13 protein-coding genes are annotated in these 13,592 nt (G+C 69.0%); 7 read left to right on the top strand and 6 right to left on the bottom strand.

The features are described 5' to 3' along the window. Positions 1-19: 19 nt before the first annotated feature. Positions 20-1,090 (top strand): hypothetical protein, encoded by a 1,071-nt coding sequence (locus ACWEWT_RS06895; protein ID WP_452556968.1) that lies wholly within the window; start codon positions 20-22, stop codon positions 1,088-1,090. On the opposite strand, the gene ACWEWT_RS06890 is transcribed toward ACWEWT_RS06895, so the two are convergent. Further along, positions 1,073-1,687, bottom strand: coding sequence for a TetR/AcrR family transcriptional regulator (locus ACWEWT_RS06890; protein ID WP_452556966.1), 615 nt, complete (start codon positions 1,685-1,687; stop codon positions 1,073-1,075). The genes ACWEWT_RS06895 and ACWEWT_RS06890 overlap by 18 nt on opposite strands. Before the next feature lie 118 nt (positions 1,688-1,805). On the opposite strand from ACWEWT_RS06890, the gene car reads away from it, so the two are divergent. After that, positions 1,806-5,309 carry a carboxylic acid reductase gene (gene car, locus ACWEWT_RS06885; RefSeq protein ID WP_452556964.1) on the top strand — a complete coding sequence of 1,168 codons (3,504 nt, stop codon included), beginning with the start codon at positions 1,806-1,808 and terminating at the stop codon, positions 5,307-5,309. A 49-nt stretch (positions 5,310-5,358) separates the two neighbouring features. Here car and ACWEWT_RS06880 read toward each other — a convergent pair whose 3' ends face one another. Beyond that, positions 5,359-5,709, bottom strand: a complete 351-nt coding sequence (locus tag ACWEWT_RS06880; protein WP_452556962.1) for a hypothetical protein — start codon at positions 5,707-5,709, stop codon at positions 5,359-5,361. 298 nt (positions 5,710-6,007) lie between these two features. Here ACWEWT_RS06880 and ACWEWT_RS06875 point away from each other — a divergent pair, with 298 nt between their 5' ends. From ACWEWT_RS06875 to mug, 4 genes are all read left to right on the top strand, one after another. Beyond that, the gene (locus tag ACWEWT_RS06875; RefSeq protein WP_452556960.1) at positions 6,008-7,120 is read left to right on the top strand and encodes a serine hydrolase domain-containing protein; all 1,113 of its coding nucleotides are present in this window, start codon (positions 6,008-6,010) and stop codon (positions 7,118-7,120) included. A 154-nt stretch (positions 7,121-7,274) separates the two neighbouring features. Continuing rightward, positions 7,275-7,601, top strand: a complete 327-nt coding sequence (locus ACWEWT_RS06870) for a hypothetical protein (RefSeq protein WP_452556958.1) — start codon at positions 7,275-7,277, stop codon at positions 7,599-7,601. Continuing rightward, positions 7,601-8,182, top strand: coding sequence for a carboxymuconolactone decarboxylase family protein (locus tag ACWEWT_RS06865; RefSeq protein ID WP_452556956.1), 582 nt, complete (start codon positions 7,601-7,603; stop codon positions 8,180-8,182). Before ACWEWT_RS06870 ends, ACWEWT_RS06865 begins: the two co-directional genes overlap by 1 nt. A gap of 98 nt (positions 8,183-8,280) precedes the next feature. Further along, positions 8,281-8,853: a G/U mismatch-specific DNA glycosylase gene (mug, locus tag ACWEWT_RS06860; protein WP_452556954.1), complete on the top strand. Its 573-nt coding sequence runs from the start codon at positions 8,281-8,283 to the stop codon at positions 8,851-8,853. Between the two features lie 32 nt (positions 8,854-8,885). Here the strand turns inward: mug and ACWEWT_RS06855 are convergent, their stop codons facing one another. The 3 genes from ACWEWT_RS06855 to ACWEWT_RS06845 form a co-directional block, all read right to left on the bottom strand. Next, positions 8,886-9,158, bottom strand: a complete 273-nt coding sequence (locus ACWEWT_RS06855) for a MoaD/ThiS family protein (RefSeq protein WP_452556952.1) — start codon at positions 9,156-9,158, stop codon at positions 8,886-8,888. A gap of 4 nt (positions 9,159-9,162) precedes the next feature. Further along, positions 9,163-10,260, bottom strand: a complete 1,098-nt coding sequence (locus tag ACWEWT_RS06850) for a WD40/YVTN/BNR-like repeat-containing protein (RefSeq protein ID WP_452556950.1) — start codon at positions 10,258-10,260, stop codon at positions 9,163-9,165. 110 nt (positions 10,261-10,370) lie between these two features. After that, positions 10,371-11,369, bottom strand: a complete 999-nt coding sequence (locus tag ACWEWT_RS06845; RefSeq protein WP_452556948.1) for a LysR substrate-binding domain-containing protein — start codon at positions 11,367-11,369, stop codon at positions 10,371-10,373. Between the two features lie 234 nt (positions 11,370-11,603). On the opposite strand from ACWEWT_RS06845, the gene ACWEWT_RS06840 reads away from it, so the two are divergent. Beyond that, entirely contained in the window at positions 11,604-12,869 is a 1,266-nt protein-coding gene (locus tag ACWEWT_RS06840; RefSeq protein ID WP_452556946.1) for a Glu/Leu/Phe/Val dehydrogenase dimerization domain-containing protein, read from the top strand. A gap of 54 nt (positions 12,870-12,923) precedes the next feature. Here the strand turns inward: ACWEWT_RS06840 and ACWEWT_RS06835 are convergent, their stop codons facing one another. Next, on the bottom strand, positions 12,924-13,391 hold the full coding sequence (locus ACWEWT_RS06835; RefSeq protein WP_452556944.1) for a DUF4760 domain-containing protein: 468 nt from the start codon (positions 13,389-13,391) through the stop codon (positions 12,924-12,926). Positions 13,392-13,592 lie beyond the last annotated feature (201 nt).

The raw sequence follows: 13,592 nt of genomic DNA, 5'->3' as shown, positions 1-13,592 counted from the left end.
GGAACCGGAGGCTGCCTCGATGACGAGTCCGATCCCACTACCCGTGGTGCTGATCGGTTACGGGCCGGTCGCGCGCGAGTACGCGGCTGTGCTGCGTTCGCGCCGCGCGGAGTTCCGTAGCCGGTACCGCGTCGATCCGTATATCGTCGCGGTGCGGGGACGGGAGCGGCAGGTTCTGATATCCGGCGGTGGCGAACCCCCCGACCGGAACCTGTGGGTGGCCCGTACCCCCATCGAAGCCCTGCTGTCCGAGACCGCGCCCGCCGTTGTCGCGCAGGCGGTGCCGTCGCATCCCGCGGGGGCGGCGGAGGCGCTCGCCGACGGGCTCGCGGCGCTGGCCGCCGGGGCGCATCTCGTGACCGCGACCAAATCGGCGCTGCTGTCCGGCTGGTCCGTATTGCGTTCGGCGGCAGCCGAATACGGACGCGATATCCGTATCTCGGGGGCGACGGGTGCGGCGTTGCCCGCCGGTGATCTCGCCCGTGCCGGGCTGCGCGGTTTCGAGGTCGACGAGATATGCGGCTGTGTGAACGGAACGGCGAGTTTCGTCCTCGATCGCCTCGGCGAAGGTATGCCGACGGCCGCGGCGCTGGAACTCGCGCGGGATCGAGGTATCGCCGAGGCGGACGCCACCGCCGATCTCTCCGGTGCCGACGCCGCTACGAAGATACGCCTGCTGGCGGGTCTCCTCTGGGAATGGGATGTCGGTGCCTGCCGGGTCGAGACGGAACCGATCACCGCGGATACCGCGGCTCGGGCCGTCGGCGCGCACGATCGTGGCGCGGTGCTGCGGCAGATCGGTTCGGCACGGGCCGCCGATCCCGGCGGCGTGGTTGTCGATCTGCGGGAGATACCCCGCACCGCAATGCCTTTCGGATCGTTGACCGGGCCGGAGAAAGCTGTGCAGTTCCGGTGCGGCGACGCGGGTGACATCACGATCTCCGGTGGCCGATCGAGCCCGCTCGGTGCGGCACTGGCGATGGTCAAGGACACGCTGGCGGTAGCGGACCGCCTACCGAACCGCTCTGCGCATACTGCGCAGAATCGGCCACCCGATCTCGGCGGGAGCCGATCACCGGACGTCGAGTAGCCGATTCAGTGTCGCGACGATGGCGGTGGTGGCGATATCGGCGGCGAATTCCGGGGTGCCCTCGGCATCGAGTAGTACGGCCTGGGTGAACAGCGGGCTCAGATGGGCGGCGACGGTCCGGCGCAGCTGCTCCGGTGCGGATCCCACGCCGCCCGCCGCTGCCCAGGCCGCGCCGGTGATGGTGGTGAACAATTCGTGCAGTGCCCGCAGTTGCTCGTCGTGTGCCGCGGCCAGGCCGGGAGGTAGCCGGCGAGTACGCAGATGCCAGATGATCCGTCCGGCTTCGGCGGACCCGCGGTGTACCCGGCGGGCCAGTTCGGCCAGCCAGCGTTGCCAGTCGGTCCCGTCGTAGCGGGGTAGGGCACCGGTGAAGTCGGCGAAACCCGCCGCGATGGCGGCCCGGATCAGGTCTTCCCTGGTGGTGAAGTGCCGGAACACGGTGCGACGGCCGACTCCGGCGTGCGTCGCGATCTCGGCGACGGTGACGTCCAGGCCGTGCTCTCGTAGTGCGCGCTGCGCGGCGTCGACGATCGCGTCGGTGGTGCCCTGTGCCCTGCCCGATCGAGTGGAACCGCGCTGGTCAGTGGTACCGGTCACGTTCCCTCGATCTCTGCTTGACGCGCCACAGTGCCGCTCCGACACTTGAGAGTGTCATATGACACTCGAGAGTGCCACCTGCGAGTTTCGAATTACGAGTTTCGAAGGTGAGAGTCCGATGTCCGATACGCGGGAGTCCCGGCTCGAACAACGCATCGCGCAGTTGTATCGCACCGACCGGCAGTTCGCCGCTGCCCGGCCCGACCCGGAGATCTCGGCGCGGGCCGAGAAACCGGGTCCGCGGCCGTTCGAGGTCGCCCAGGTCGTGATGGACGGGTACGCGCGGCGTCCCGCGATCGGGCAGCGCGCGGTCGAGTTCGTCACCGACCCCCGTACCGGCCGCACCACGGCGGAACTGCGACCACGTTTCGACACTCTCACCTACCGTGAGACCTGGGATCGTGCCGGTGCGATAGCCGCGGCGCTCGCCGGCGACCCGGTGCGCCCGGGGGATCGTGTCTGTGTCCTGGGATTCGCGAGCGTCGACTACGCCCTGGTCGATATGGCGCTGACGCGGCTGGCCGCGGTCGCCGTGCCGTTGCAGACCAGCGCGACGGTCGCGCAGCTGCGCCCGATCGTGGCCGAAACCCGGCCGACCGTGATCGCGACGAGTATCGACAACCTCGCCGCGGCCGTCGAACTGGCGGATACCGCCGGTCCGGTGCGCCTCGTCGTATTCGACTATCACCCCCGGGACGACGACCAGCGCGCGGCCTTCGAAGCCGCCGCAGCGCGTCCGGCCGGCCCGGTGACCGTGGAGAGTCTGGCCGATGTGATGCTGCGTGGGGCCGCCCTACCACCGGTGCGCGTACCACCCGCCGCCGAATCGGATCCGCTCGCGCTGCTCGTCTACACCTCCGGCAGCACCGGAGCACCCAAGGGCGCGATGATCACCGAGCGACTGGTGGCCGATCAATGGCGGGCCTCGACCAGTGAGCGGTGGGGCCAGCGTGGCGGCGACCCGGCCATCGCGCTCGGCTTCATGCCGATGAGTCACATCATGGGGCGGGCGATCCTCTACACCGCGCTGGCTCGCGGTGGCACTGTCTGCTTCGCCGCCCGCAGCGATCTGTCGACCCTGCTGGACGATCTGGCCCTGGTCCGGCCCACCCAGCTCGCGTTCGTCCCCCGGATCTGGGAGATGCTGTTCCAGCGGTTCCGCGGCGAGGTGCAACGCCGGATCGCGGCCGGTACCGACCCGGCCGCGGCCGAGGAGACGGTGACCGTGGACCTGCGCCGGAACCTGCTGGGTGGGCGGTTCCTCGCCGCCACTACAGGTTCGGCGCCGATCTCGCCGGAGCTGCGGAACTGGGTGGAATCGTTCCTCGATATACATCTGGTCGACGGCTACGGGTCCACCGAGGCCGGGAGTATCGCCGTCGACGGCCTGGTCCGCCGGCCACCGGTGCTCGACTACCGGCTCGACGATGTCGAGGATCTCGGCTATTTCCACACCGACCGGCCGTATCCGCGCGGGGAGCTGGTGCTCCGCTCCGAGGCGTTGATCCCGGGCTATTATCTCCGCCCGGATGTGACGGCCGAAGTGTTCGACGCCGACGGCTGGTACCACACCGGAGATATCTTCGCCGAGGTCGGCCCCGACCAACTCGTCTACCTGGATCGGCGCAGCTTCGTGCTGAAACTGTCCCAGGGCGAATTCGTGACGGTCTCGAAAGTGGAGGCGGCGTTCGCCGAGAGTCCACTGGTCCGGCAGATCTATGTCTACGGCAACAGCACCCGGTCCTATCCGCTGGCGGTCGTGGTGCCCACCGTGGCCGCGCAGGAGCGAACCGGCGGCGATATCGAAGCGTTGAAGTCACTGCTCGTCCGGTCGCTGCAGGAGGTCGCGAAATCGGCCGGTCTGCAGTCCTACGAGATCCCGCGCGACTTCCTCGTCGAGACCGAACCGTTCACGCCGGAGAACGGCCTGCTCACCGGGATCCGCAAACTCGCCCGGCCGAATCTGGTGCAGCGATACGGTGCCCGCCTGGAGCAGTTGTACACCGAACTGGCCGAGGCCGAGGCCGAGGAGTTGCGCGCGCTGCACCGCGGTGCGGACCGGCCGGTGTTGGAGACCGTCGTCCGTGCGGCGGGCGCGCTATTGGGTGTGGCGACCGATGATCTGCGTGCGGACGCGCATTTCACCGATCTGGGCGGCGATTCGTTGTCGGCGCTGACCTTCGCGCAGTTGTTGCGGGAGATCTTCGATATCGACGTGCCGGTGGGGTTCATCATCGGCCCGGCCACCGATCTCCGGGCCCTCGCCGGCTACCTCGAAGAACAGCGCGGCGGTGTCCGGCGACCGGATTTCGCCGCGGTACACGGGGCCGGGGCCACCACGGTGCGCGCGCGTGATCTGACGCTCGGTGAATTCCTCGACCCCGGCATCGTGGCGGCCGCCCCGGACCTCCCGGAGGCCGGTACACCACCGCGGACCGTGCTGCTGACCGGCGCCACCGGATTCCTGGGCCGGTACCTGGCGCTCGAATGGCTGGAACGCCTGGCCCGCACCGACGGCACGCTGATCTGCCTGGTGCGCGCCCGGGACGATGCGGCGGCGCGGGCGCGACTGGACGACATCTTCGATACGGGTGATCCGAAACTGGCCGCCCACTACCGGGAAACGGCCGCCGGGCATCTCGAGGTCGTCGCCGGTGACAAGAGCGAGGCCGGCCTCGGGCTGGACCACACCACCTGGCGGCGACTGGCGGATACGGTCGACGCGATCGTGGATCCGGCGGCACTGGTCAATCACGTCCTGCCCTACCGCGAGTTGTTCGGTCCCAATGTCGCGGGTACCGCCGAACTGATCCGCCTCGCACTGACGACGAAGCAGAAGCCCTACACCTATATCTCGACCATCGGTGTGAGCGACCAGATCGAACCCGCCGCGTTCACCGAGGACGCCGATATCCGGGTGATCAGCCCGGAGCGTTCGGTCGACGGTGGTTACGCGAACGGGTACTCGAACAGCAAATGGGCGGGGGAGGTGCTGCTCCGGGAGACTGCCGAGCTGTGCGGACTGCCGGTCGCGGTCTTCCGCTGCGATATGATCCTGGCCGATACCGAGTACGCGGGGCAGCTCAACCTTCCGGATATGTTCACCCGGCTGATGCTGAGCCTGGAGGCCACCGGCACGGCGCCCGGCTCCTTCTACGAACTCGATTCCGACGGCCATCGGCAGCGGGCCCACTACGACGGGCTCCCGGTCGGATTCATCGCCGAAGCGGTGGCCGCGCTCGGTGCGCGGGCGGGAAGCGGATTCCGGACCTACCACGTGATGAATCCGTACGACGACGGGATCTCGCTGGACACCTACGTCGACTGGTTGATCGAGGCCGGCAGCCCTATCGAGCGGATATCCGGTTACGACACCTGGTTGCAGCGATTCGAGACGGCCGTGCGTGCGCTGCCGGACCGGCAGCGCCGGTATTCGCTGCTACCGCTGCTGGACAATTACCGGAAACCGCAACAGGTGGTCCACGGCTCGATCGCGCCGACCGAACGGTTCCGGACGGCGGTGCGGGACGCGGGGATCGGTCCGGTCGACGATATTCCGCATGTGACGCCGGAGGTCATCGTCAAGTACGCGACCGACCTCGAACTCCTGGGACTGCTGTGACCGGTACCGGCGTCCGGGCCGCGCGTCCGGTGTACCCGGTTCGCACTGATTACTGCGACTGTGCGCCGGCGGTCGAGGCCGCGGGTTCGGCACCCGACGGTTTGCGTAGTCGATCGACGATCAGCCCCGCCGCCGCCAAGGCGCCGGCGATGGGTAATTCGACCGCACCGGCGACGGTGAGCGCGCCCAGCCCGCCGTAGTACAGATAGCGCGTCGGCAGCGCGAACTCGAACGGCCCGGCCTTGACGCTGATTCCCGGGCCCGGGATCGCCACCCGGGCGCTGAGGTAGGGCAGCTCGAGAGTTGCCGCTGGTGCGGCGGGCGGGTCGGCCGGATCCGCCGGGGCGGCGAAGGTGGGAGCCGCCCGGCCGGTACTGGTCGCCTTACTGCGGGAAGGCATGGGACACGATCCTCTCGTGGTCGAGAACTACCGGTTGTCGAGGGCGCCGGCGTCGCGGACGGGCCGGTGCCGTCGAGCGTGATCCCCATCGATGATCGCGCCTGGGCCGGCGGCAGGGCAACCGGTCGGCCCGCCTGTCCGGTGTCGCCGGGCGAACCGTGACCGGATCCGGCGGTCGGGAACATTCTTCCGATACAGGGTGGGCTCGCCCGGTGGACAGTGATGGCCGGTCGGATTCTCCCGGTGCCCGGGCACCGGCGCGACCGTCACCCAGCCGGAGTACGAGAGGACACCTGTCGTGACGAATTCACTCGATACCGAGCGGTTGCAGACCGCCCTGGAGAACATCCATCGCGCGGGAATGCCCGGCGTGGTCGCCGAGGTGCGCGACGGCGACCAGGTCTGGCGCGGCACCGCCGGAGTCGCCGATACTGCGACCGGACGTCCGGTCTCCGCCGATATGCGGTACCGGGTCGGCAGTATCACCAAAACCTTCACCGCCGCCGCCGTCCTGCAGCAGGTGGAGAGCGGGCAGATCGGCCTCGACACACCGATCGGCCATTATCTGCCGGAGCTGGTCCCCGGTGAGCGCGGTACCGCGATCACGGTCCGGATGCTGATCGGCCACACCAGCGGCCTCGCCGAATACCTTCCGGTCGCCTACCCGTCCCTGGCGAAGTTCCCGGTCGTCGCCGAGACGACACCGGACAGTCTGGACGACAACCGGTTCACCCGGTTCGACCCCCGCGATTTGATCGCGATGGGGGTGGCGGCACCGCCGGTGGGCGCGCCCGGCGGCACCCCGGGCATCTATTCGAACACCAACTACCTGCTGCTCTGCCGGCTCCTTGAACTGGTGACCGGCACCAGCGCGGAGAAGTGCATCACCCGCGATGTCATCGAGCGCGCCGGACTGCGGGATACCGAACTGCCGACCAGTCCATATATCGACGGTCCGCACTCGCAGATCTACGAATCGTGGTTCGGCATGATCGATCCGCCACGCGACTTCAGCGTTTTCGATATGTCGTGGGTGGGACCGGCGGCCTCGCTGATTTCCACGGTCGCCGACCTCAACCGTTTCTTCGGCCGGTTGCTCGCCGGTGAGATCGTCGGCCGGTCCGCCTTGGCACAGATGCAACGCACCGGTCCGGTCATCTCCTTCGAGGGCAGGACGATCGAATACGGTCTGGGGCTGCACCGGACCGAGATACCCGGGAAGGGTGTGTACTGGGGTCACGACGGTTCGGTCTGGGGCGGCGGGGCGATATCGATGACCCGCGCGGACGGTGGGCGGCAGCTGACGATCGCGGTGAACATGCAGCGCTGGAACAGGCTCGACGCCGCGGGCCGGCCACAACCACACCCGATCGACGGCGCCCTCGCGGAGTTCTCCGAGCTCGCCCTGTGATCGCACCGGTTCGGCGTTCCGGAAGCCTCCGGCCGGAGCGGGGGCGGACCGGCCGGGGTCACGAACGTGTTCGAGATCCGGCGCGGATCGCGACCGGGGGGCGGACCGGCGTGGTTGTATAGGGTCGGCCGGACCGGAAGGAGCGGAGAGCACCGTGACGGAGCGCGACGATAAGCGAGCAGCGCATCGCGCACTGGTGGACAGTGTCCTGACGGGCGAGGGCAGGGCGTCGCCCGAACAGCGGGTCCGCGCGTTCGACGGTACCGAGCTCCCGGCGGAGCCGGCCGAACTGACCGGTAAGGTCCGCAGCGCGCCGGCGCAGCTCACCGATGCGGATTTCGCTGCGGCGACGGCGGCGGGATTCAGTGACGACCAGGTCTTCGAACTGGTGATATGCGCGGCGGTCGGCCGGTCGGCCCGCCTGTACGAGGCGGGGCTGGCCGCCCTGGCCGAAGCCACCGCGGACGGCGGGGTGCGGTGATGCGACCCGATGTGCTGAACCACGGTTACCGGCCCACGACCAAGCTGCTGTTCGCGCTCATCCGGTTGTTCTCCGGGCATCCACCACCCGATGCCGCCAAACTGGTCTGCTACCGGCCGGATTTCTACGGTGCCGCGGCGAAGGAGTTCACCCATCAGGCGATGCGGGGGCCTTCCGCCTGGTCGGTAGCAGACCGTGAGCTGATGGCGGCATTCGTATCGCAGGTGAACGGGGCGGCCTTCTGTATCGGCGCGCATACCGCGACCGCAGGGCGCGCGTACGGGGACGAGACCAAGGTTCGTGCCGCGCTGACCGATCCGGAATCGGCGCCACTCGACGAGGGGCTCCGGGCCACGCTGCGCATGCTCGGCAAGCTCACCCGGGACGAAGCGGTATCCGCCGCTGATATGCGGGAAGTACTGTCCTCGGGTGTCTCGCCCGCACAGATCGAGGATGCCCTCGCGGTATGTGCCGCGTTCGATACCACCGACCGGCTCGCCGACGCGTTCGGATTCGACGTACCGAGCGCCGAAGGATTCGCGGCCGGGGCCACTTATCTGCTGAAGCGCGGGTACCGATAGCGCTGCCCGATAGGGAGGAGGTCGCGGACCCGGCTGTGCGTGGTCCGGGCCGCGGGGTGCACCCCGGCACCGTTTCCGCCCGCTGGCAGACTGGGCGGATGGTGAGTCCCGCTGCGTACCGCCCCACACCGGCCGATCTGGCGGCCGCGGCCGGAAAGACCATCCCCGATGTGCTGGCACCGGATCTGCGTGTGCTGTTCTGCGGGATCAACCCCGGCTTGTGGTCCGGTGCGACCGGGCATCATTTCGCCCGGCCCGGAAATCGCTTCTGGCCGGCTCTCTTCCGCTCGGGATTCACCCCGCGCCTGTTCCGGCCGGACGAACAGGACGACCTACCGGCCCTGGGCCTGGGGATCACGAATGTCGTACCCCGCACGACCGCGAAAGCGGACGAGCTGACCAAGGAGGAACTGCGCGAGGGCGGCCGGGCTCTCGTCGAACGGGTGACCCGGTATCGGCCGCGCGTCCTCGCGGTCCTGGGCCTGGGTGCCTACCGGACGGCCTTCGGACGGCCGCGCACTACCGTCGGACGACAGCCCGAGGCGCTGGGCGCCACCGAGGTCTGGGTGCTGCCCAACCCCAGTGGTCTCAACGCCCACTACACGCTGGACGCGCTGGCCGCCGAATTCCGCAACCTCCGCGTGGAGGCGGAGCGTGCTGCGGGCGGATAACAGCCGCTGCGGACATTCGGGGACCCACTGCCTCACCCGCCGGCGACCGACGGAATGATCATGACCTCGGTCCCGCCGCCGAGCGGTGTGTCCGGGCCCCGCAGGGTCCGGCATTCGTCGCCGTCGACGTAGAAGTTCACATATCGGCGTAGCGCGCCGCTCTCGTCGCGCAGCCGGCGCTCCAGCGCGGGCGACCGCTCGCGCAGGACATCGAGAACCTCGCACAGGGTCGCACCGTCGATATCGAGTTCCTTCTCCCCGCCGATATAGGTCCGCAGCGCGGACGGCAGGCGTACACGCGCCACGGCGTCAGCCGAGGATCCGGGCGCGCACGCACAGCACATCCGGCAGTTTGTCGACCACGAGCTGCCAGTGTTCGCCCTCGTCGGCGCTGCAGTAGACCTCACCGTTGCGGGTGCCGAAATAGATTCCCGTCGGGTCGGCGTCGTCGGCGCACATGGCATCGCGCATCACCGCCGCCCAGAACGGCACCCGCGGCAGCCCCTCGGTCTGCGCGGACCAGGTCGCACCGGCATCGGTACTGCGGTAGACCGCGCATTCGGCCGCCGGCGGGAAACGGAACCGTTCCATCTCCGCGACCAGCGGAAACGTATAGATCACTCCGGGGCGGCGCGGATGCGCGACAATCGGGAAACCGAAGTTCGACGCCGGTAACCCGCCGTCGATGGATTGCCAGCTCGCACCGTCGTCGGTGGTCCGGAACACGCCACCGTGGTTCTGCAGATACATCGTGCTCGGCGTACCCGCGTCCATGGCGACCTTGTGCACACACTGTCCCCACTCCGGCAGCTCACCCGGCAGGAAATCGGCCGTGACGCCCTTGTTCGTCGGCTTCCAGGACGCTCCGCCGTCGGCCGTCTGATAGACACCGCCGGTGGATATGGCGACGGCTATCCGCTGGGAGTCCACCGGATGCGGAATCACCGTATGTAATGCGAGCCCACCGCCGCCCGGCATCCACTCGGTGCGGTGTGGATGATCCCACAGCCCTCTGACCAGCTCGAACGTCCGGCCGCCGTCGGTGGAGCGGAACAGCGCGGACGGTTCGGCCCCCGCGTACACCACATCCGGTTCGGCCGCGGTCGCGGGCGCGATCTGCCATACGCCCTGTAACGCCGCCTCGGTATCGGCGGGGAAGGCCAGCGGTGCGTCGTCCGGTTCGCTCCACGTCTCGCCGAGGTCGTCGCTGGTCACCAGGGTCGGCCCGAAATGGCTGTCGAGCACGCCGGCCAGTACCCGTGGGTATGCCCGGCGGGTATCGATCGCCACGGCCTTCACATCCGCCACCGCGAACCGGGGCGGATCCACCTCCCAGCTCGAGCGGCCGTCTCTGCTGCGCGCCAGGAACAGGCCCTTGCGCGTCCCGATTGCGAGTAGAACGTCCATCGCCGACCTCCAGGTGCCACCGCCACGCCGACGCGTGCGAGCGTACTCCGCGAGCTCGCGGGAACGGGCCGGAACGGGGCCGGGCGCGTCGGTTCGGGTACCCGCCGGGATCAGCCGAGGTCCGTGCTCTTGGCGGCCGGGTCGAACGTGCCGGCCCGGGGCGCAACGGATCCCGCGCTGTCGGTGGTGGACGGCACGGTGTCGGCGCCCAGGCCCTTCTCCGCCGCGGTGGTCCGGATCGCGTCCACGACCAGCAGTAGCGCTGCCCGCCGCGCCGTATTGGTGCGGTATGCCAGCGAGACGGTGCGGGTGAGCACATCGCCGAGCGCGACGATATCCACCCCGGGCGGACGCAGTGCCAGGCCGAGATCGGAGACCAGTGTGACGCCGAGGCCGGACGCCACCATCGCCATCGCGGTCGCCTGCTCCTCGACCTCGTGGTCGATCCGGGGCGCGATCCCGACCGATTGGAATGCCAGCCGGGTGGCATGGCCGAAATGCGACCGGGCGGGTGCGAGGATCCAGGGGTGGTCGGCCAGTTCGGCCAGGGTCACACTGGCCGCCGGGACCGCCCCGGGCGGGACCGCGGCATAGATGCGTTCGACCGCGATCACTGCGCGCTCCAGACCGCTGTCCCAGGTCATCGGGTAGTTCGAGTAGTCGAGCACAAAAGAGAAATCGAGTGCGCCGTCGCGCACCGCCGCGGCGGTCGATTCCGGTGCGAGCTCCCGAGTGCGGACCGAGATTTCGGGGTGGGTGCGCGCGAGCGCGGTGAGCGCGTCGGGCAGCAGACCGGACGCCACCGAGGCCCAGACACCGGCGGTGAGTTTCGCGGTCACTGTTTCGCCGGCATCTTCGAGCGCCTGCGTCGCACGCTCGACCGATGCCAGTATCTCCTCGGCGTGCTCGGCCAGCAGTACCCCGAGATCGGTGAGCTGCAGCCGGCGTCCCCGCCGTTCGAACAGGCGCGTGCCCACATCGCGTTCCAGTTGCGCGAGCTGCTGGGAGACCGCCGAGGCGGTGTAGTGCAGTGCGGTCGCGGCCGCCGTCACCGTGCCGCGTCGATGCAGCTCACGCAACATTCGTAGCCGGGCCAGCGACAGGTCCATGTCAATGAGCCTATGCGCTGGGGCTCGTCACGCCCCAGCGTTGTGCAGCAACGCTGAACACTGCCGTCAACGAACCGTAAATAGACGTGCGGACAGGTACGAATGCAGGCTGGTCTGACCGGAACAGAACCATCGGCCGGGGACGACGTGGTCCGAGCAGGAGATCACGCGACCCGGCGATTCTCCGTGGGTGATGGTGTATCCGGCCCGAACACGAAGAGGAGGTGGTTCGCCATGACGATGATGCAGGACCCGGCCGCAGGCGCCGCACAGGTCACCGCACAGGCTGTTCCCGCTGTTCCGGCTTTCCCGTCGGAGGTGGCCCTCACCCCCGCGGTCCGTCGTCCCGAGCCGTATATGCGCCTGCATTGGACGGATTCGATCACGGGCGCGGTCGGATACCTCGTCGTGCACACCCTGCGCGGTGGCCTGGCCACCGGCGGTACCCGGATGCGGGCCGGGTGCACGGTGACCGAGGTCGAGGATCTGGCGCGCGGTATGGCCAACAAGACCGCGACCTTCGACCTGCCGATCGGCGGCGCCAAGGGCGGGATCGATTTCGACCCCAAGGATCCGCGTGCCGTCGAGGTGCTGGAGCGGTTCTACGAGGCCATGCGCCCCTGGATCGATTCGCACTGGGTGACCGCCGAGGATCTGGGCGTGCCGCAGCACCTGATCGACGAGGTCTTCGAAAAGCTCGGCCTGGGCCAGAGCTATCACGCCGCGATCCGGCGCGCCGACGATCCGGTCGCGACCCTGGACCGGGTGCGTCGCGGATTGAACGCGGCCGTCGAGGGCGGATTCCTGCTCGGTGATGTGATCGGCGGTTACGGTGTGGCCCACGCCTGTCTGGCCGCCGCGGTCTGGTGGGGCCGGGTGCCCGCCGACACCACCGTCGCCATCCAGGGCGTCGGCACCATGGGTGGGTCGGCCGCCTACTACTTGTACGAGGCCGGGATGAAGGTCACCACCGTCGCCGATGCCGCCGGGACCCTGTACTGCGCCGAGGGTCTCGATATCCCCGCGCTGCTCGACCTGCGTGACGGCTACGGCGAGATCGATCGCTCCCGGCTGCCCGCGGGTATCGAGCAACTGCCGCGCGCCGCGATCCTGTCCGCCGAGGTGGATATCCTGGTTCCGGCGGCGATCTCGTACGCGATCACGCCCGATAATTCCTTCGATGTCCGGGCGCGGGTGATCGTCGAGGCGGCGAACGCCGCGACCACACCGGAAGCCGAGGCGATGCTCGCGGCGCGCGGTGTCGCGGTCCTGCCGGACTTCGTGGCGAACGCCGGGGCGGTGGCCTGGGCGTGGTGGCTGCTGCTCGGCGAGGTGGACGACACTCCGCAGAACTCGTTCGATCGTCTGCGCACCATCATGCACAGCAAGGTCGCGCTGCTGCTGGCTGCCTGGGCCGATCAAGGTGTGACTCCACGTGAGACCGGGCACCGCTGGGCCGACGAACCGTCGCCGCTGCTCGGCGCGGTCGTCATTCCGTGATGCGTGGACACATTCATCGAGTACCCGCGCCCGGCCGCCGGAAACCACCGGCGGTCAGGTGCGTACCGGTCGCCTGATCTCGACCGCTCGGCGTGCCGGCCACTGGAAGTCGTCCCACAGTTCGGGTGCGTTCCGGTCCACCCGGTACTTTGCGATCAAGGGTTCCAGGACATTCCAGCACGTCCGGAGGGAATCGCCCCAGGAGTCCGCGACGACATCGGCCGGGATGAATCCGCTGCGGCACATGATGCCGACGCAGTCGTAGCTGTGGCAGACCCTTTCGGCGCGTTGGATCTCCTCGTCGGTCCACGCCGCGAACTCTCGTGTTCGCAGCTCCCGTATGACGAAGCGGCGGTCCTGGCGCAGCGATTCGGCCTGCAGCATGTCGTAGACGGCCTTGAAAGCACTGGCATAACTCGTCTTCCGCATCTCGAAGACCTGCCAGACCACCAGCGCGGCGGCGACGAGCGCGATGAGCGCCGTCGCGACACCGGCCGCCGCCGCGACCGCGGACGAGTCCATCCGGTACACCCCATATCAGCGAGACGCCACAACCGGCCCGAGCGTATCGGACGCGGCACCGGTCCTCGCCCGCCCGGTCGGCTCCACCGCGCGAACTCTGTTCCGGCGCTGCTCATCTCATGTATATGATCCGGACGCCGATGCACCCGGTGCGATCGGTGCGTGACGCGGCCCGGGCCCCGTCGGCGCGGGGTGTATGTG

It is taken from the genome of Nocardia sp. NPDC003963 (assembly GCF_053605105.1).
Note: the sequence above shows the minus strand (reverse complement) of the source record. Positions and strands in the feature narration are given on the sequence as shown.

What these genes read in the sequence shown, in the direction of transcription:
- ACWEWT_RS06895 (WP_452556968.1), top strand. Translation starts at nt 20, where the DNA reads ATGACGAGTCCGATCCCACTACCCGTGGTGCTGATCGGTTACGGGCCG.
- car (WP_452556964.1), top strand. Translation starts at nt 1,806, where the DNA reads ATGTCCGATACGCGGGAGTCCCGGCTCGAACAACGCATCGCGCAGTTG.
- ACWEWT_RS06880 (WP_452556962.1), bottom strand. Translation starts at nt 5,709, where the DNA reads ATGCCTTCCCGCAGTAAGGCGACCAGTACCGGCCGGGCGGCTCCCACC.
- ACWEWT_RS06865 (WP_452556956.1), top strand. Translation starts at nt 7,601, where the DNA reads ATGCGACCCGATGTGCTGAACCACGGTTACCGGCCCACGACCAAGCTG.
- mug (WP_452556954.1), top strand. Translation starts at nt 8,281, where the DNA reads ATGGTGAGTCCCGCTGCGTACCGCCCCACACCGGCCGATCTGGCGGCC.
- ACWEWT_RS06850 (WP_452556950.1), bottom strand. Translation starts at nt 10,260, where the DNA reads ATGGACGTTCTACTCGCAATCGGGACGCGCAAGGGCCTGTTCCTGGCG.
- ACWEWT_RS06845 (WP_452556948.1), bottom strand. Translation starts at nt 11,369, where the DNA reads ATGGACCTGTCGCTGGCCCGGCTACGAATGTTGCGTGAGCTGCATCGA.
- ACWEWT_RS06840 (WP_452556946.1), top strand. Translation starts at nt 11,604, where the DNA reads ATGACGATGATGCAGGACCCGGCCGCAGGCGCCGCACAGGTCACCGCA.
- ACWEWT_RS06835 (WP_452556944.1), bottom strand. Translation starts at nt 13,391, where the DNA reads ATGGACTCGTCCGCGGTCGCGGCGGCGGCCGGTGTCGCGACGGCGCTC.